Raw genomic sequence first — 18,723 nt, 5'->3', positions numbered from 1 at the left:
CTATAGATTTGTGATTCATGAATACCCAGCTCTTTTGCGGCTTTGGAAACCCCATTTCTTTCAGCTAAAGCAAGTGCTTCTTTCTTGAACTCATCTGTGTGTATTTTGCGTGTTTTCTTTGTCATCATATTATACCTCGGTTAGTGATTTTACTCACTTAGCCGAGTGTCCGAAAGTACTGCCTAGGATCAAAATTAGCTGGTACTGTAGTGATAGCACCAATGGATAAAGGGGCTGAAAATGTGGCTTTTTCTTCAGCTGACACAGGAGTAAAAAACAATTAAATAATCTGTTGTAGCAGTAAATAAAAAAGCGACTTGAATACTATCATTCGAGTCGCTTTTTTATTTTTTGTCTCTTTTTTAATCTTTTATATTGCTGATGGGGTCAATGATCTTTATTCAGATTTTGGACGTAGCAAGCTGCGAAGCTTAGCATTTGTGGACAATTCATATCAATGAAGGCTAAAATACGGGTTCGCGGCTGCACATGAATTCCAGTCAACTAAAGAGACAATATTATGATTGTAGACAATGTGCTTCCTGAACATTACGTAGAAATGTTGAATGTTTGGGAAAATTCAGTCCGAGCCACTCATGACTTTATAACAGAAGAAGATATTGCGTTTTTTAAACCCATTATCATTGAGCAGGCTTTTCCCGCTGTAACCTTGAGATGTGTGAAAAATGAAAGTGGTTCAATCTTAGGCTTTGTGGGAATCCATGACTCAAAGGTTGAAATGCTGTTTATCTTAAACGAAGCAAGAGGCCAAAGTGTTGGTAAAGTGCTACTGCAATACGCAATCGCGCAGTTAGGTGCAACCAAAGTAGACGTAAATGAACAAAATCCATTAGCGGTAGGTTTTTACGAGCATATGGGTTTTAAGATTGTTTCACGCTCACCCCTTGATGAGATGGGAAAACCATTTCCAATTCTGCATATGACGCTTTAACGCTCGGTTTGTCGTCACCCAGTGTTTGCTAGAAGAAACGCCCAAGGCTAATAACTTTGGGCGTTTCCGTTTGTGGCGAGAAAAATCACATGACTAAGCGTTTAAGGATCACAAGAACCAAGCCACCCATAATTAACGACAAAAGTAGATAATAGGTTTGTTCTGTTTTGAGTGTGTCTTAATGGCGATAATGCAGCGTTTTGTACGTTAAATGAGTAAAAGTAGGCTGGATGTCGGACAATAACAGTGGTTAACCTAAGCTCGCTCTAACATCAGCAATGGTGATGAAGAGTTTGTTTTTTGTATCTTGAAACGCTTTAAATCCATAGCGTTCATAGAAGTGTTTTGCACCGTCTTTAACATCAACAATCACGACTGGGAACGCGACGCTGTCACTCGCAGCTAACAGCTTTCGAAGTGCATCGATAAGCAGCCACTCACCAAAGCCTTTCCCTTTGTATCGGTCATCGACAGCTAAACGAGCAATAAGACCACCAGAAGTCGATGATTGGTGTTTCTTCTGTAATTTATCGGGCAATGCTTTTAAGTCAATAGGTGTCATTGTGAGTGAGTAAAAGCCGATGATATGTGAGTTCTCGTTATTATCTTCTAAAACGAACGTTCTGGTATTGTCTTTTTTTGCTTGCTGACTCGCCATCACTTTCAGGTAGTTGTTGAGCGCTTCAATGCCACAGTTGAATCGCTTTTTATCGTGTTTAGCTTTGTCTAGCAGTACCGCATTCATCATTGAGCTTTGCTCTCGTAGCGTTCAGCGGCCGCTTTCAGTTTTGAATTCGGTGTTGCAGGGTGGTCTAATGCCTCCATGAGCAACATAGCGTCAGCTTGACTGAGTTTTAGCGTTTGCTCACGCTCAATGACTTGTTTCGCTTTTTCAATTGCCGCACTGAGAACAAATGAGTTTATACTCGACATGCCAGCAATGGCAGCAGCCTTAGTCAGTAAATCTTGTGTATCGACATCCACTCTAGCGGTGATGCGAGGCAAAGTCGTCGCCATAATGTTATCTCCTGTTGTGTCAAAATGTCACATGGGTATTATGGTCTTAAAGTGTGCAATAAGCAATCGTTGTGTCACTTTGGCACGCAAACTAACAAACTACGCAATAGGAATGTATAACGCGTGGCATTTTTACTACGAACTCATAAATAGACATCATTAATGGCATTGCCACGTACGACCTAGAAGTGCATCATCTATATTTTTTAAAAGAGAACGGGAATAAATGCTAGAAAAATACACCGTTAATGAAATAGAAAAAGCTATTGATGAGCTTGTATCCTCAGGGAAGAAGAGTGACGTGAAGCTTTTGAAAGAAGAAGCATGTAGGAGGCGAATGGAGGCCTTGAGGCTCGGTGTTAACCTTGAGAAGGAAGAAGCTCATAAATTTGGGAATAAGTCAGTCTCAATGACACTTATTGCTTTTATTATGTCTTTCTTTCTATTCTTAAGTGGAGGATATATTCCCTGTATTGAATGGCCGAGTAGAAATGGTCAGGAGCACGAATGTCATGTAGATGGTTGGCAACTTAACATGTTTGAGCATTTAGGCATTTCATTAGTCTCTTTAATCGTCATATGTGCAGTAATGGTTGTCCGACGTAGGCGAATTGATCAACTTAAACGTTTAACGAAAACAGTCATATGATGTACTTACTTACGCTTCGCACTATTTACGTACAATAATTCAGACTCCTATAATTAATTTTATCATTTAGATCAACGATGAGGGCACTTATCAGGGGATTGTCAGCTAGCGATGAAAGTATAAGATAGTGCAACTAGGTTAAATTCCTTTTACTTATTAAGATTATTCCCCTCAGTTAATCAACTGAGTCGTGAATCAATACCTTAAAACGGATTAATTTTTGCTATTTAGCTCAATTTCGAAAATCATTATCAATGACGATACTTACAATTGCCTAAATCGTAGTTTGGTCGATCACGTGCGTTGATGCCTTGAAGGATTCTAGGTATGTTATTGAATAATAATGGCTGGCTATAGCTAATTTTTTAATGGCCTATTAAGGCGATATTTTCCTAAAGGAGCAGGTTTCTTTCATGTTTCAGACAAGAAATGAGAAAACATTGTAAGCTTAATGAATCATTGACCTAGAAAGATATTAAATGACCAAACACCAGCGGAAATGTTTAGATGATTTTAGCAGGTGCACTTTGAACATGAATTCGGGTTGTTACCATGATCAGCGACACATTTATTTTTCGTACTTTCATTATCTTTAATATGCCTTACCTGGCATTAAATTGTCCAAAACTTCATATGGTAAAAGACGATGAGGTTAACATTATTATACCGGGGCATTGGCCAAATAAAAGCTTTACGGGAGGGCTTGGTTTTGGACCTATTCTTAGTGGTGCGGAATGTGCAGCGGGCTTTCCCATTAGCCGACTGATAAAAAAAAGCAATCTTCCCCTACGCTTTATCGTAAACAAAGGAGAGTTTTTCTTACGTAGCAAATTTAGAGGTAGCACGATTTTTAGCTCATATCAGCCATCATTAGCACTCAATATTCAAAAAGTAATCAATGAAAATATAAAGCTGGAATTTCCAGTCGTAGTTCAAGCTTCTGATCAGAAAAGTGGTGAAAATCTGGGTGATTTTGACTTCACTTTGATGATATCACCCAACAAATAGAAGGATTTTTAAATTAATCACTGATGTTTTTTAAATATGAATATATTGCCGCCTTGAATAAAGTTAAACCCTAGACTATTTTTGCTCTCAACAGGTGCGATTAATTCAAGGCTACCTAGCTTTAGTAACGAATATATCAACTCAGATATTAGTTTGGTTGCATATTTTTTTCCAGGACAATATCTTTCGCCCCCACTAAATACATATTTTTCCGTCCCAGATAATTGACCATAATGATTGAGCCCTGAAACATAAATCTCACTATCATCTCCAACTCTTAACGTTCCACTTATCACTGCATCGGTAGATAACGTTTGATACATCGTAGAGACTATCAATTCTAGTGCTTGCATTTGGTTTTTATTACACTGTATGTCCTTCTGCAAATCAGGAGACTCAGAAATAGTCGCCAGTGTTTTTACCAGTGCGTTTGTTGTATTTAAGCTTGCGCCATAAAACATGCCTAGTACACTTTCCTTATCCATTAGGGAAAGATCGCTAGCTTCGACAATTTTATAAAGATTACTATTGTATCTTTTAGATGAAGCATCCTTGTTCATCATACTAATAATATTGCGTATTTTTCTTGATCTTGGAAATAACAAACGTTTTGCAATCGGCCAAAGCATGAAAGGAATAAAATATGCGTACTTCCCCTCTTTTGAAAATGCATGACGTATATCGCTATAAGTAACCATACTTGATACTTCGTGTAGGTGGGGGCACTCAAGTATTTTATATACTAGCGAAACGTTAATCATTTGATATAAATTATCAGCATCTAAAAATGCCAAATCAGGATTCAGAAAAACCGAAAATATTTCATTGTCGATAAAGTCAGAGTTTATCTGTAATGCTTTGTCATTCAAATGCTTATTGATTTGTTGCTTTAGGTTTTTCCATGCGGCGGTTAGTTCTGTGACTGTAAATATATTTGTGCCATCAAATATTATTTTAAATGCCTTTTGTTGGATGGCTGGTTTTTTTGATAGATTATTGATTACATACTCATGAGCTTTTATCGATCTGGCTTGAAAAATTCGCTTTCCATAGTTTTTAACTTCCTTAAAAGACATGCCTTTCGAATTTGCGTCCATTTTCAAATCCTTCAGGGTATACTGTTATCATACTATAACTGACCAACATAAAATCGTCCTTGGTTAAGGATTGTACAGGCGGGGCAGTTTGTCAAAAACTAAGCCTGATTTCATAGTTTAGATATTCTGGGAGGCTTTACGCTTGAAGGTTAAACCGATAAATATCACTATAAAATAGTTGTGGCTGTTCTTGTCTACTGTTCAGCCCCAAGATCTAATCTTTACCTCAATAGGGTAACTAGTGATGAGATATGTTCACCGCAAATAGGCTCCACCTTATCGCTTAGCATTAAATTCAAGATCACAAGCCTTTTTTTGGGCCACTTTTCTTATTTAGGCCTTGCTTGAGGGGATACTCCCCCCTCAGCACTTTAACGATTACATATTGATAGTGATTATTTCCCATGCACCAATGTCAGTGCGATCGGCGTGGGCATCACCGTCACTTTCACCGACGATAAATTGGCCGTGATGGCTTCTGAAAGAAATACGGTCATTATTTTCTAAACAGCCAGAATTATCATCGTGATTGATTAAACTAAAGGTTTCCCAGTTGCCCAGCTGAGTGCGGTCAGCATCTAGGCTCCCGTCTGTTTGAGCACTAAAGTAATAACCATCTTGGGTCCGAATAGAGACTAGATCGCCACTTTGAATGCAGCCAGTAAAGTATCTTGCTTGTTCTAGTCTGAGGTTAAAAGACTCCCAAGACCCTTGATCATCTCGGTTGGCATTCACTGTGCTGCCGCCATTGCCTTCAGCGGTAAAGTATTTTCCACTGCTAGCCTTAAGTGAAATAGCTAAATCTACAGGAGGATATTCGATGGGGGTCTTATAAGCATAGGTATTGACCCAATGTAGTTGTCCAATTCTGGGAGCATGATCGCTAATATTATTATGATCTAGGCGATTATCCACGAGGGGTGTATGACTGAATTCAAATTTTGGATTATTTCGGTAGCCAATATAATCGATACGATCACATCCTTCGATAACACCATTGACTGGTTCTTCTTCACAGGTAAAAGTCATGCCTGTTTGGGCTTTAAAGTCGAGCATTAATTGATATTGATGCGCACGGTCACTGTTTTGCTCAAAGTAAATATTGAAGTCACCAACAATAATAACGGGGAAACCTGCGGAGTAGGCTTGGATCATTTCAGAAACTTGATTTAAGTCTGATTGATTATTGGCTCTATTATGGCCGGTATTGCCATGAAGATTATAAAAATGGATGATAAAATCTTTAGCAATTTCAATTTCACTGATGGTAAACCCTTTTTCTGTCGCACAATCAGGGCTAGAAACGGCTCCTGTTAAATACTCTAATAGTGTGCCATTACATTTATTCCACTCATGATATTGGACTTTGTCTTGATCTAAGCTATATCGAGATAAGGTGAGTAAACCGTCACCAAAGGTGGTTGGGGTGCCAGCCCAGTATTGGGTACGATAGGGATAATTGTCTAGACTGAGTTGAGAGGTGATTGCATCGGTTCTCACCCAGTTTTCTTGTAAACCAATAATGTCAGCTTGCCAGTTTTCAATGAACTGGCTTAATTCTTGGGCTTCATTATCGCTGATCCCGTTTAATGCTTCTGGGAAGCCTTTAATATTGAAGGTGATAATGTTTAATGTTCCGTTTGGACCTGCATCCTGTGTTGCAGGAATATAAGCTTGGCCATAGGTACTGAGGTAGCCATGATCTGACATGGTGGCTTCTAAGATAGAGACATAACCATCAACATCGGTGGCGAGACCTTCAATGGGTGCGATAACGTGACTGTCGAGCCATGAAAGAGTGACTTGACTGGCATCAACAACGGGCGCGGCAACATTATCTTCTAGCCAATCCCAAACATTATCATACCAAGCGGCTTGTGCTTGAGTGCTAATGCAAGTACTCAATAATATTGTGCTCAACATGATGCTCTTTTTTAATCTCATCTTTTTGTCCTTATTGTAATGAGTACTGAAAAGTAAATGGGGAAATGAAATAAATGACGAAGACATTAAAACCAATATGATAGGGTTTTATTTTAAATAAATAACGTTGTCATTAAATACCGTGGATATATGTACGGTATATTTTTTTAAACAGTCATAAAGTAATCAGTTTTAAGGTGGCGAGTCTATAGCGCTAAAGCATTATATTATTATTTTTTTGATAAAGGTGTTTATTGCTTTATGGTATTGGGTATAAATGGATTAATCTCAATTTTAATTGATCATCTATTAATGCGGATTGATATAAGGCTATGAATAGCCTTATATCATATTTTGCAAGTGTTTCGTTTTATTGGGGTGGGAAGCTGGCTAACATCTTTGTGATAGTTTCATTGAGTTTGGTCTGCTTTTCTTCCGGTGTCATACTATTATCAATTTTGGCTGTTGCCGTGGATTGCCAGATGATCTGATTGGACTTGTTATCGACGATGTCAATAATGAGCCTGCCTTCTTGATAAGGGGTAACACGTGCGGGTGAGCTGGTGACAACGCTGCCAGGTCCCATGAAGCCTGTTGAATAGGTTGGGCCTTGTATATCCAATTTGGTTTCTTCTCCCATTCGATAGTAAACATTGACACTGGCGGTACTTGGGTTCTTTTTTTGCTGATATTTTCTGGATAAATTGTTATTAATGGATTGTTCTACTTGTCTATATAAGTAGGCCGTTGGTTGAGTTTTTGCTGCTGGAAGGGATGGTTCGATTGGCAGTGGAGGCAAAGGCGGCAGGCTTTCGGATAAATCTTGCATCATATTTTTTATTTTGGCCGCAGGAAGTGGTAAATCATCGGGATCGGGTTGAAGTTTTGATTCAAGATAATAGCTAACAATACTGGCATAGGCATATTGTGGATCATAATCATGGTTAATTTTAACAGAAGAGCAGCCATTTAAGACCAGTAGGGGAAGAATGATTAACGTTGAGAATAGAGAGCGTAAAAAAGGCATATTCATTTTCATACTTGATGAGTGTTGAGATTAATTAAAGTCTTAATTGTAGAAGGGAGCAAGCTTTTAATACAGTCAAGTGGTTAAAAGAGCGAGGAGAGGGGCACCTAATTTTGTGATTCTATCTTATCAATGTTATTTAGTGATAATTAATGCAATCAATTAACTTAATCGATGCAGTCGGTTTGGGAATTTGATTTAAGTCATGAAAAAGTTTGCTTGGGTTAGTGCTTTTATTCTAATTCATTCTTTGTTTTGAGTTAATAATTTGACTTATCTAGCTTTCATTCGTTTTGAATTATTATTTTTAGTGGTAAATAAGACATCTCTTTACATGAGGATAATGTGATTAATGTGTGATTGGAGGTGTTTTTGTTTTTTAGATGTTGATGTTTTTGTTAAAAAGAATAGAGTATGTTTGAAAATGTTACGAATAGTTGCAGAGAGAATTTAATCATTTTTGTCTACTTTAAATGCAACTGTTTTTTTTGAAAGCTCTCTTTTCAACAAAATAGAGTTTCAATAATAACAATATAATATTTTTTAAAAAATAAGAGTATCAATCTGCTGTTGGTTTTATTGATTGTCGGTTTTTTGATTTTTTATTTGTGATCAGCTACCGAAAAGAATGAATAATGCTAATACAATATGCTTTTGAATATCATACACAATGTTGGATGGAGCCGTCATGGAAAGATGTTTTTCGCGTTTATTTTTCGTTATCAATTGTGCTGTTATCAGTGGGAGTGTCTTCGCGTCGCAAGGGGATCTTAAAGAACATCCTGAAGACATGGTAACGCAGTCATGGATGTCGACAGGGGCTTATAGTCTTGAACACCCAAGACAGCCTCAATGGGAGCTCACTAATAAAGAAGGTTCATTAGAAACGGCTATAAAAGCAGTCATTCAAGCAAAAGCAACAGGGGTTCACTCAGCGAACAATGTTAATAACCTCATCAATGCAGGTACTCAAATAAAAGCGGGTGGAGGCGGCGGTAATGAAAAGTTAGGTTTAACCTGTTTTAGCCCAAGTGCGGATTCGATGCTGCTGTGTCAAACCTATGAAAGCTTAGTTGACAGCGTGACTTACGCCAATAATGGCTCGCAGGTGTTGTTTAACGATGCAAGTGACAATGCCATTTTTGCTGAATTTGATGGTTACCCTTTTATCGTGACGCAAGTGGATGATACTTGTTATCTGGAAAATGATTATATCACCACCATTAAGTACGACAGCAATTCTAATAATGATACCGCCTATGGGTATGATTGCAGTACGTCTGTAGAGCACTTTGAACAAGCAAAAGTTGATGCGACTTATTATGACTTCTTTTCTTTTTCGCCTGAAAATGATGCCCACTTTTATGCTGGTGTGGTCATGCAAATGTACCATTCCTATTTAGATGATTTATTTCCTAATCAAAAAGCCCAAAATCCAGATTCACCCGATTGCCCTATCAATAGCCAAGGGCAACCCAATGGTGACTATTGTTTAAAACGTTTATCGCAACGTGCTCATGCTTTGGGCGTCACTGGTGGGCATATGGATGATGCTAACTGGGATGGCGAATATGTGAATTATGGTAATGGCCAATGGGCGGGTCGGTTTTACAGTCTAACCACTATTGACTTGGTGGCCCATGAATCTATGCATGCCTTAAGTGAATGGAATGGAGATTTAGACTCAACGGGGCAAGCGGGGGCTATTGGTGAGGGCTTAGGCGATATTTCAGCTATTGCAGCCAACCATTACCTCGAAGGGCACCTCGTAGATGATCAACAAGTTGCTAGTTATAAGAGCAGTACAGCTTACGGTAATAAGCGTGACAACGAATGGGCTTATGCGTGGGATATCTATGTCAATAATGAACTGATGCGAATTTTTGAATTACCTTCATTTGATGGTTACTCAATTGAAGATGCAAGGGATTACGCGGCTGGAAAAGCCAAGCATCATAATGGTGGTGTTTTACGTAAGCTTTTTTATGAACTAGTGGTTGCTGATGGTTGGAGTCATGAGCAAGCCTTTAAGTTGTTTTTAGGGGCGAATGTGAGCTGTTTTACGCCCAGTGTGACATTTGATGAAATGGGCACATGTTTACTGAGTCAAGTGGATAATGTGTTCTCTCCATCTGAAGTCGATGCCCAGCAAACTAAATTAGATGAGCGTTTACATAGACTCGGTATCTTTGCCAGCAATACTCAAATCGATGCGTTGAGCTTCACACAGAACAAACATTATGATCATTCTGAATATTGGGTTTCTCCGTCTATTGATGTGACCGATATCGAAGAGGTGCGTGTTGATTGGGGCGATGGCACTCAAGTCAATTGGTCTGTTAACAATAATAATGGCACCAGTATTGAGGCAATGTTGACTGGCGAGCACCTTTACGCTTCGGATGCCAAACATGTTAACTTTTCACTTAGCGTCCTTAAAAATGATGGCACTTGGCTAAAAGGGTTGAGTCAAGATTATATTCATGCTTCGCCAGTGTTGTGTACACCGACAGTGCATAATCCTAATGGGGAAATTAGCCAGTTTACTTTCATGGGACAAGAATATGCCATGTCGAATTCGGGCTATCAATATGTGGACGCGACTCACCTAACGTTACCGAATAATAATGCCTCACCTATTGTTTTAGAAGGTAACTTTACCGGTAAGAATGTGACTGTTTTTGCTGATATGAATCGTGACGGCTACTTTAATCGTGATGAGTTATTGGCGGAAGAAAAGCCGATTGTCGATGGCACGCTGACGTTATCAGGATTGAGTGATATCACAGTGGGCAAGATTTTATTAAGAGTCGTTGTGGATGAGTTTACTGCTTGGGGATGCGGTGGTGTGTCTAAGGGAATGGCGATTGATATTTTAACACAGTTGGAAGCGGCGGCAACGCCCCCCACTGCCGAGTTTAGTTATGAGATCACCGGTACGACAAGTGTGCAATTTAATGCAGTGACTGACGGATTAGATGATAGCCGCAATCCTGAATTTACTTGGTCTTATCAGCAAACGGGTCAAAGTGAAGTGAATATGGGGCAAGGGGAAAGCTTACCTTATGTCTTTAGTCAATCAGGGACTTATTCGGTTAATTTAGTGGTTGCCTATGATGATGGCTCACAAGATACCCGTACTCAAGATATCGTTCTCGGTGGCATATGCATGCCTGAAAAGAGCAATCGTTTTGATGGTGACAGTTACTATATCGACAAGCTTGAGTATGCAGGTGTTTATAGTGGCTTATTGAATTCATCAGGTCGTAATCCGGGTGCTTATGTTGACCATGATGTTTATGATTACTTAGAAGGTTATCAAAATCAGATGCTCACTTTAAATGTCTATACCAACGTTATGTCGAGAATTTGGGCTAAACAGATCACCTCTAATCAAGGTATAAGGACAACATTTTGGGTGGACTTTAATCGCAATGGAGTCTTTGAAAGTAGTGAACATGCCGTTGCAAATAATCTGTCTTATCAATGTGAAAGTATCAGTAATTGCCGAATAAAAAGTAGCATCAATATGCTGATGAGTGACAGTACTTATAACAGTGGCCAAAATGAAATTCCTTTTAAAACAAGAGTTAAGGTGGAATATGATTATTGGGGGGATTTTGACGAGGCGGAAGGAGATAATGCCTGCAATACCATTATAACGGGTGAGGTAGAAGATCAAGATTTATATGTTGATCCGATGTAATGCGCTGTGATTCGGTTAATGTGGCATGAATGTTCAGTCATTAAGAGAGAAATAATGATGATATTTTGGGGGGGTATCTTGTTCTCTCTTAATACAATGACTGTGCTATTTCGCTCATGGTAAATGGGCAATCGACTAGGTATTAAGTTGTTACCTTAATTTTAATAATAATGAAAAAATGAATAAGGATATTATGAAAAAATTAAGTTTGGCCATTGCCCTTGCCCTGGGCTCCGCGATTGTATCTCAGTCTGCTATTGCAGATGAAGTGATACAATCTCATTCGGTTAACACTGAACAACAACAGCTTAAAACCTCGCTTCGCGGGTTAAAAGGTAAGGTTTTTCAATCTCAAGGTGAGACAAATTTCACCCAAATGAGCCAAGTTAAACGCATGGAAGCCCGTTTTGAAAAGTTTGGCTTGAATGCGAAAAATCGCCCTCATTTATTTAATTTAATTGAACAGCAAGGTGAAAAAAGTTTAGCTAAAGCCAGATTGTCGACTTTGGCAACGAGTGCCATGACAACTGATGATACATCTGGAAACTGTGTGGAAGGCGATACCAATTTATGTTCTTTTTTCTCTCACATGGGGTTTTCTGTATTAGTACATAAAGAAACCAATGAGCCTTATTTGGTGGCGTCAGCGCTTAATAGTGAGCGTGCATTGACTAACTACACAATGATTGATTTGACGCTGGTGAATGAAAATTGGCAGGCAGTGACGTTACCTAACTATACCGAGTTTTTTGGTGACGATACGACGACGAAAAAGCGTAAGGCTATTGAGAGTAGCGCACCTTTGGCTTCAGCACTGGAATTAGTTCGAAACTCTGAAAGTGTGTATGCCGATGCTTGGGTAACCGTGGTGACTGAAGATGAAAATGGCGTAGAAACCGTAGAAGATCGTAATGCCATGATTGAGTATTCTCGGGATGATCTTTTACGGATCTTAGAGGAAGCCGATGCAGCCTTTAATCCTCCTGTGTCATCTGCAGTATCGATTATGGATTTTGGCACGCCAGCCACTGGAGCGGTAGTGTCTTATGGACCTGAGTTGACATTGGAGGCGCCTATCGATAGCAATTCTGTCGAAGGCACCAATATTGTCGATCAGAAGATTACGATTTGTTTAAATCGTAATTATGGTGATTGTGATTATGAAAATATTTATCCGCTTAGTACCCCTGTCGCAGATACTAAGCTAAAAATTCCTTTTAAAGGAGAGTTATCAGTGCCTGGACAAGTAGAGGCTGTGTATAAGCCTTCAGACATATTGCCGACATTGGTACAGCGTCCGACGAATATTTTCATTCAAACGAAAGAAAATGGGGGGGCCACGACCATCGGTGATGGCGATTATGCTGATATTCAGGATTTATTCGCTGATAGCATCGTTTCTGTTTACGATGAAGCGGCAAATAAGACGTTATTGACGTGGGATATTGCCCGCGATGATGGCATGTTTGGTGATGCGAGCCTCTTTGGCCGATATCAGGATGCGCATTGGATTATGAATATTGCTTTATCGGTCAAAAGGCGTCCTACACGTCCCGCTTCGCCTGTGGTTTATATTGTTGGCTCATCCGATCCGGATACCAGTTTTTTCTTTGAACAACCGGTGATGCAAATGGTGTATAGCTGTTTAGCAAAAGGCTCGATGATCACCCTTGCGAGCGGCAAACCTATGCCTATTGAACGTCTTAACATCGGTGATACGGTATTAGGGGCAAGTGAGTATTCCCCGCATAAAGATATGCCATTGGTGATTGAAGATATTTCAATTGGGGTCGAAACCATTCCTATGGTGGAAATTACCACCAGTACAGGCGAAACATTATTGTTAACAGAGTCTCATCCTGTGCTTAATGTGGCGGACCAACCTGTTTGGGCTAATGCACTTAAAGTGGGCGACCGTATTCAAACCCAAGATAATAAAGTCATGATCACTAGCATTCGTCATGTGGATTATGATGATAATGTTTATAACTTGAAATTGGCGCGTCCTGAAGGGGACAGCCATTATGATCAAGGAGAAAGTTTTGCTATGTATGCCAATGGTTTGTTAGTGGGCGATTTGAGCATGCAGAGTGAGAATGAGTTTAAATATCAATCTGAGTCAAGAGACGATGTGTTAAATCGTCTTCCGACATCTTGGCACACAGATTTTCTTAACAGTCAGCAATAATTCTTTTCGGCCCATGACTTGATTTAAGTCTGGGCCACTTTCAAGGAAATAAGAATGAAATTACATAGCAAAGTAGGTTATGTGCTTGCCTGCGCCTGTTTGTCTGCGCCCAGCTTCGGGCAAAGTGAATTAAAACTTGAACAAATACATGCAGAAAAAGAAGCCTTGATGCAGAGTATGGAAATGTCTTCTAGTGATATGGTTCCCTTGGGGACGGGATATCAAAGTGAGGGGGATTACTTTTTAGGTTTGCAAACCGTTGAGGGTGTACTGGATGAAACCTTAGGTAACTCCATTATGGACTTTAGGGTTGGCGTCGACCTTTCCTACTCACAGGTGATTGATCTTATCGATGGGACTGTGGATGCCGGCTTTAATTTTCCAGCAGTCAGAGTCGATGCTGGCGCTAATTACGCCAAAGAGATCAGTGCCGATCAATACAGTGGTACTTACAGCGTATATGCGTCGATGAAACCTAAGGCGCAAATTTGGTTACCGATTGATGGTAGTGGTTATCAACCGACAACATCGGCGACTGAGTTGGCTCAAGCTTATCCAGGTAATCGTGCTCAGCATTTAGGGGATAAGTTTGTTAACGGTTTTGCTCTCGGCTCTAATGTAGTGATCAATATGAAAATTGATTACCGAAACGAAGCTGATAAGCGGGCGATTGGTGGCTACCTTGGGGTTGATTGGATCGGTAAAGTTGAGGTGGATGGCGCCTTACAATTATTGGACAATGACAAGAAAAAGTCAGTTAAAATCAGTGTGAGTGGTTATCAGAGTGGCGGCGAACCAAATCGATTATTGGATATCATTCCTAACGGTATAATGTTATGCACGTTGGAAAACCCGACACCTTGTTTTGATTTATTTGAAGAAGCCATTGTTTATTTAAAACAAGATTATGTTAATCAGTTTGATGAACTGACTGACTATAATGTCACTGATACCTATCTGGTGGATTATGAAAGAGCGGGTCCAGGTCTTCAGTCTCTAGTGCCTGAAAATGGCTATCAGCAAACCAGTTATTTAACCAAACTCATCGTGAAAGATATGACCTCTCGTTGGATTGATGAGCGTTTAACCAATCGCCGCGCGAAGAACTTACAACGTTATTATGCTTCTGCTTTTAGCACGCAAGATATCGCTGATTTAGGTGAAATTGAGCAACGCAGTGGTAATAATGCCAACATGTATGCTGATATTGTCGATTACTGTGAGCAAAATCCACAAGGCACTTATTGTGCCGATTTTGAAGCTGATATCGTGGGCAACTACATTCAAGATTATTCCAATATCATTTCAGTTCTAGAATAAGGACATTCCTATGTTTAACAAATATTCACTGGTTTTTTTATTGGGGCTAAGCGGTTCGGTGGCAGCAGAAGGTATTGATGATGCGGCTTTTAACGAATTGGGCGATTTATTAACGGTTGATCAAGCGCAGGGACGTTTTGATTGGTTAGAGCAATGCTATAGCGGCTTGATGGTTGAAATTTGGGAAAAAACTCATGATGCGACTCAAGTGCTAACGAATAGTGAGAAAATTAGGCAATTAAAAGAATTATGGGTTTCACAAGATAAAATCACTAAAGGACAAGTGAATTATTTAAGTTTTGCCAATGCTGATTTTACTAATCCTTATGGATGGTATGCGGGGACCGATGTCACGCAAAATTGTACCTTAATGCCGACAGAGTATGAGGCTGTTGCGCTTAAAACGACGGTTATTGATCATCAATATTGTGCTAATGCCAGTTACGACAGTGAATGGGAATGGATTGCATCGGTGAGCATGGATGGAAAAACCCATGCTTCAAATGCTAACCCTTATACCCAAGTATCTGGCTTAGTATTTCCGATGAGACTGAATCAAGAACATGAGATGGCACTGACCCCAGGTTTTCAAATACCTGATGATCCTTCATTTTTAGGCGCTCGAGTGTGGATTGATTGGAACCAAGATGGCAGTTTTAGCATCGATGAGATGGTGTTTAGTGGCCAAGGTAGTGAAACATTTAACTTTAATGTGGCTGTGCCCAGTACAGCAACACCGGGTGTATCTATGATGCGTGTGGCGATGGATGCGGGGGGTGGGTTCAATAATGCCTGTACGCGAAATTGGTACGGTGAAGTAGAAGACTATCTTGTGACGGTTCAATAACCCAGATAAAAGGACAATATCATGAAATTTATTTATGCAAGTCTGTTTTCGGCAATGCTGGGGACGAATGCAATGGCAAGTGATGGGCAGCTTGAAAAAGCATCGCAGTTAGCGTCAATACAGAGCAGTGCCTTAAGTGGTTCTACGGTGAGTGCCTTGATTAACGATCATATCCCTTTAGGCAGTGCTTATGATAGTCAAAGGGAAGTGTTTTTAAATGTACAGCCGGTTTCAGGACAAATAGATGAAACGTTTGGTAATACCGAACTGTCATTTAAAACTGGTATTGATATGAGCTATGAAGATATTCTTAGTACTTTAGCGGGCAGTGTGGATGTGAATGTCAACTTCCCTGTAGTGCGGGTTTCTGCAGGGGCATCCATGGCAACGGAAATGGCATCCAGCACTTACAGCAGTTCTTACACTTTTAGTGCCAGTAGTGTGCCTAAAAAGCGTTTATTATTACCGGATGATGCTTCTAGAGGCTACACCTTGTCGACTGCGGGTAATGAAGTGGCGACAAGCTATCAAAGTAAGATTCAAGAGTTGGTGGGGGATGAGTTCGTTTATGCCATAGAGTATGGAGCGAACTTATTGGTTAATTTGAAGATCGAATACGGTAGTAATAAAGATAAGTCTGACATTGGTGGTTATTTAGATGTGGATTTGTATGGCGGGGTTTTTAATGTTGGTGGGGAGCTTAAATATTTACAGGAAGAGACTAAATCTTCTGTCAAAATTACCGTTAGAGCGGTGCAACGCGGCGGCGATCCAAAACAATTGTTAAGTATTATTCCCAATAATATCATTACTTGTTCATTAGAGAACCCTGCACCCTGTTTTGATATGTTCAAGGAAGCGGTTGATTATTCTAAAAACCAATTTCAAGCGCAATTGCAAACCTTGGATGATTATAACGTAGTGAACTATTATATGACGCGATATGATTCAAGCAGTTTAGCGCTGAAAGCGCTAGCACCTGAATATCAGCAAGTTCGTTATGCAACTAAGTTACTTATTAGTGATTTAGAGGAAGATTTTCAACAAGCGTTGATGGATGAGCATAGAGCCAGTGAGCTGTTAACCAGCTATTATGCCTATTTACCGGAAGCGCAGCGCAATGCCGTTGAAGTCATTAAGCAAGCGGCTTACGACAATGCATGGTTTTTCTATACCGCTGCGGATTTCTGCCGAGATAATCCTTTTGGCACTAGCTGTGAAGACAGTTATAACGCCATGAAGCAAGATTGTCTGCAAAGAGGGCTTTCTTGTCCTCAATCTTATGATATCACCCAATTACAATTGCCAACGACCACTGATTTAGATTGGAAACAATGTGAAATGGCCCGTCAAGAAGCGGTTCGTTCAGGGGTTATTGTAGATGAAGAAAGCACCATTTATCGTAACATGCGTTGGGCGCCGACATTTATTGACAGTGCTCGCCCTGCACTGGGTATTTTAAACTGGCGTTTATGTGAAGCTGCACTAAATACCTATGGCGATACATTCTTGAATTGATGGTGTTTCATTCGATTACAGAATGATTTCGTAAGGAGAATAAGGCCTCTGTTAATGGGTTAACAGAGGCTTTCATACTCAGGTGGCCTTAATTTCAATAGTGATATAAAGGAATATTATGAAACCATTTGGATTGGCTTTTTTATTAACGCTTGTGTCGTTACCGATAGTGGCAACTGAATATTATGGTGATGGCTACTCTGTTGATGATCTCGGTAAAGGCTTTACGAGTCAGAATTATCAATCGGTACCTGCATGTATAGAAGGCTCTGTGGTGACACACACTCAAGGTAAGGGAGAGCTTAATTTTTTAAATCAACTCGATCAAAGGCAAGTCAGAAGTCGCACTTTTGGTGAGCTGCACGGTGGGGTGAACCTGTTTATTATTGCAGGCTCTGTTTCAACCTCGATATATCATACCAATGCAAAAGATGACTTAACCGTGTCTTCATCGCTACATCTGTATTTTGATGAAGGGCATCATACGTTGGAAAATCGACAAATACTCGATCATGCGGATTCGAGTCAGTGTGGGGATAGTTTTATTTATCAAGTGGACTATGGTCGAGATATTTTTCTGACCAGTCAGTTACATTTTCAATCGGTTGAAGATTATAAAAAATTTGTCACCAAAATAAAAATTCGTTTGTTATTTTGGACAAAAACAAAGACAACAGTGAAAGAATTTAAGGAGTATGCGCAAAATGCGGTGCTGACGGTTAAAGTCAATTCCAACGGTGCTATACCGGCATCATTGCAAGCGTTATTAGATAGCCGGCCGACCAGCTGCAAAGGCGATGAAGTCGATGAATGTATGGATACCCTCAATCAACTGAGCACGTACTTGTTTGAGCCAACGGGACTGGCACAAGATATGGATTCGATGCCGCCTGTGATCAGAAGTATGCACACTAAACAATATCAAGAGTCAGGTCATTATTCTCTTAATCAGCCTGCAGAGCCTGAGCAAGAGGCACTAATGAGTATTGTCGAGGAGGTCGAGCAAGAATACGGAGATCGTGTCAGGCAAGAGCAAAGGTTAAAAGCCTTTTATCAGGTTGCCGAAACAGTAACAGAAGAGCAGGATTATTTAGCACAATGGCAAGCGGCTAAGGCTTATCGGACAGCCTTTGAATCCTTAAGAACACGCTGTTTTATATCACCTTTTGAAAATGAATGTTTGCCTCCTTTTGAATAGTTCAGTATATTCTTTCAACTACATTGTGGGTTTATTGTTAATGGAATGGCTGTTATTGATTTAATGGATGTTTTTAATTGTATATACCCGTGATACTTCAAGATGCAGGATTCAGCTGGAATTAAAAGTCTTGTAGGCAAGGCTTTGAGCAGATGACCTAGTGCTTCTAAGTTAATGTTCAATAACGCAGCATAAAAGGCTTTTAAACCAGCCTATTAGGAATCATTAAAACCAATCACTTCTGTGTTGCATGCTTTTAAAAGGTACCTACAT

15 protein-coding genes are annotated in these 18,723 nt (G+C 39.8%); 9 read left to right on the top strand and 6 right to left on the bottom strand.

Translation table 11 applies throughout. The features are described 5' to 3' along the window. Window positions 1-128 (bottom strand): transposase (locus L2764_RS10835; RefSeq protein ID WP_283106984.1); only part of this gene is annotated, 128 nt, incomplete at its 3' end. A gap of 392 nt (window positions 129-520) precedes the next feature. Here L2764_RS10835 and L2764_RS10830 point away from each other — a divergent pair. Further along, the gene (locus L2764_RS10830) at window positions 521-952 is read left to right on the top strand and encodes a GNAT family N-acetyltransferase (RefSeq protein WP_248940232.1); all 432 of its coding nucleotides are present in this window, start codon (window positions 521-523) and stop codon (window positions 950-952) included. 250 nt (window positions 953-1,202) lie between these two features. Here L2764_RS10830 and L2764_RS10825 read toward each other — a convergent pair whose 3' ends face one another. Both L2764_RS10825 and L2764_RS10820 read right to left on the bottom strand, forming a co-directional pair. Next, window positions 1,203-1,700: a GNAT family N-acetyltransferase gene (locus L2764_RS10825; protein WP_248940231.1), complete on the bottom strand. Its 498-nt coding sequence runs from the start codon at window positions 1,698-1,700 to the stop codon at window positions 1,203-1,205. Continuing rightward, a complete protein-coding gene (locus L2764_RS10820) occupies window positions 1,697-1,969 on the bottom strand; it encodes a type II toxin-antitoxin system TacA family antitoxin (RefSeq protein ID WP_248940230.1) in 273 nt (90 codons plus the stop codon). The genes L2764_RS10825 and L2764_RS10820 overlap by 4 nt, the downstream gene beginning before the upstream one ends. A 226-nt stretch (window positions 1,970-2,195) precedes the next feature. Here L2764_RS10820 and L2764_RS10815 point away from each other — a divergent pair, with 226 nt between their 5' ends. Further along, window positions 2,196-2,618 carry a hypothetical protein gene (locus tag L2764_RS10815; protein WP_248940229.1) on the top strand — a complete coding sequence of 141 codons (423 nt, stop codon included), beginning with the start codon at window positions 2,196-2,198 and terminating at the stop codon, window positions 2,616-2,618. Between the two features lie 552 nt (window positions 2,619-3,170). Beyond that, a complete protein-coding gene (locus L2764_RS10810; protein WP_248940228.1) occupies window positions 3,171-3,626 on the top strand; it encodes a hypothetical protein in 456 nt (151 codons plus the stop codon). Window positions 3,627-3,643: 17 nt separating this feature from the next. Here L2764_RS10810 and L2764_RS10805 read toward each other — a convergent pair whose 3' ends face one another. From L2764_RS10805 to L2764_RS10795, 3 genes are all read right to left on the bottom strand, one after another. Continuing rightward, entirely contained in the window at window positions 3,644-4,723 is a 1,080-nt protein-coding gene (locus tag L2764_RS10805) for a hypothetical protein (protein ID WP_248940227.1), read from the bottom strand. Between the two features lie 378 nt (window positions 4,724-5,101). Continuing rightward, the gene (locus L2764_RS10800; protein WP_248940226.1) at window positions 5,102-6,667 is read right to left on the bottom strand and encodes an endonuclease/exonuclease/phosphatase family protein; all 1,566 of its coding nucleotides are present in this window, start codon (window positions 6,665-6,667) and stop codon (window positions 5,102-5,104) included. A 349-nt stretch (window positions 6,668-7,016) separates the two neighbouring features. Then, complete coding sequence (locus tag L2764_RS10795; protein ID WP_248940225.1) at window positions 7,017-7,673, bottom strand: DUF4136 domain-containing protein; 657 nt, start codon at window positions 7,671-7,673, stop codon at window positions 7,017-7,019. A gap of 688 nt (window positions 7,674-8,361) precedes the next feature. On the opposite strand from L2764_RS10795, the gene L2764_RS10790 reads away from it, so the two are divergent. The 6 genes from L2764_RS10790 to L2764_RS10765 all read left to right on the top strand — a co-directional run bounded on the left by L2764_RS10790 (window position 8,362) and on the right by L2764_RS10765 (window position 18,450). Further along, window positions 8,362-11,379, top strand: coding sequence for a M4 family metallopeptidase (locus tag L2764_RS10790; RefSeq protein ID WP_248940224.1), 3,018 nt, complete (start codon window positions 8,362-8,364; stop codon window positions 11,377-11,379). Between the two features lie 193 nt (window positions 11,380-11,572). Further along, complete coding sequence (locus L2764_RS10785; RefSeq protein WP_248940223.1) at window positions 11,573-13,567, top strand: Hint domain-containing protein; 1,995 nt, start codon at window positions 11,573-11,575, stop codon at window positions 13,565-13,567. Window positions 13,568-13,621: 54 nt separating this feature from the next. Further along, a complete protein-coding gene (locus L2764_RS10780; protein ID WP_248940222.1) occupies window positions 13,622-14,887 on the top strand; it encodes a hypothetical protein in 1,266 nt (421 codons plus the stop codon). 10 nt (window positions 14,888-14,897) lie between these two features. Beyond that, window positions 14,898-15,734 carry a GEVED domain-containing protein gene (locus L2764_RS10775; protein WP_248940221.1) on the top strand — a complete coding sequence of 279 codons (837 nt, stop codon included), beginning with the start codon at window positions 14,898-14,900 and terminating at the stop codon, window positions 15,732-15,734. Between the two features lie 21 nt (window positions 15,735-15,755). Continuing rightward, a complete protein-coding gene (locus L2764_RS10770; RefSeq protein WP_248940220.1) occupies window positions 15,756-17,252 on the top strand; it encodes an internalin in 1,497 nt (498 codons plus the stop codon). Between the two features lie 118 nt (window positions 17,253-17,370). After that, entirely contained in the window at window positions 17,371-18,450 is a 1,080-nt protein-coding gene (locus tag L2764_RS10765; RefSeq protein WP_248940219.1) for a hypothetical protein, read from the top strand. Window positions 18,451-18,723: the final 273 nt, after the last annotated feature.

This window comes from Shewanella surugensis (genome assembly GCF_023284005.1).
Taxonomy (GTDB): domain Bacteria; phylum Pseudomonadota; class Gammaproteobacteria; order Enterobacterales; family Shewanellaceae; genus Shewanella; species Shewanella surugensis.
The sequence above is the reverse complement of the archived record's forward strand: the minus strand, read 5'-3'. Positions and strand labels throughout refer to the sequence as shown.

What these genes read in the sequence shown, in the direction of transcription:
- L2764_RS10800 (WP_248940226.1), bottom strand. Translation starts at nt 6,667, where the DNA reads ATGAGATTAAAAAAGAGCATCATGTTGAGCACAATATTATTGAGTACT.
- L2764_RS10815 (WP_248940229.1), top strand. Translation starts at nt 2,196, where the DNA reads ATGCTAGAAAAATACACCGTTAATGAAATAGAAAAAGCTATTGATGAG.
- L2764_RS10820 (WP_248940230.1), bottom strand. Translation starts at nt 1,969, where the DNA reads ATGGCGACGACTTTGCCTCGCATCACCGCTAGAGTGGATGTCGATACA.
- L2764_RS10765 (WP_248940219.1), top strand. Translation starts at nt 17,371, where the DNA reads ATGAAACCATTTGGATTGGCTTTTTTATTAACGCTTGTGTCGTTACCG.
- L2764_RS10780 (WP_248940222.1), top strand. Translation starts at nt 13,622, where the DNA reads ATGAAATTACATAGCAAAGTAGGTTATGTGCTTGCCTGCGCCTGTTTG.
- L2764_RS10825 (WP_248940231.1), bottom strand. Translation starts at nt 1,700, where the DNA reads ATGATGAATGCGGTACTGCTAGACAAAGCTAAACACGATAAAAAGCGA.
- L2764_RS10795 (WP_248940225.1), bottom strand. Translation starts at nt 7,673, where the DNA reads ATGCCTTTTTTACGCTCTCTATTCTCAACGTTAATCATTCTTCCCCTA.
- L2764_RS10775 (WP_248940221.1), top strand. Translation starts at nt 14,898, where the DNA reads ATGTTTAACAAATATTCACTGGTTTTTTTATTGGGGCTAAGCGGTTCG.
- L2764_RS10770 (WP_248940220.1), top strand. Translation starts at nt 15,756, where the DNA reads ATGAAATTTATTTATGCAAGTCTGTTTTCGGCAATGCTGGGGACGAAT.
- L2764_RS10830 (WP_248940232.1), top strand. Translation starts at nt 521, where the DNA reads ATGATTGTAGACAATGTGCTTCCTGAACATTACGTAGAAATGTTGAAT.
- L2764_RS10805 (WP_248940227.1), bottom strand. Translation starts at nt 4,723, where the DNA reads ATGGACGCAAATTCGAAAGGCATGTCTTTTAAGGAAGTTAAAAACTAT.
- L2764_RS10785 (WP_248940223.1), top strand. Translation starts at nt 11,573, where the DNA reads ATGAAAAAATTAAGTTTGGCCATTGCCCTTGCCCTGGGCTCCGCGATT.
- L2764_RS10790 (WP_248940224.1), top strand. Translation starts at nt 8,362, where the DNA reads ATGGAAAGATGTTTTTCGCGTTTATTTTTCGTTATCAATTGTGCTGTT.
- L2764_RS10810 (WP_248940228.1), top strand. Translation starts at nt 3,171, where the DNA reads ATGATCAGCGACACATTTATTTTTCGTACTTTCATTATCTTTAATATG.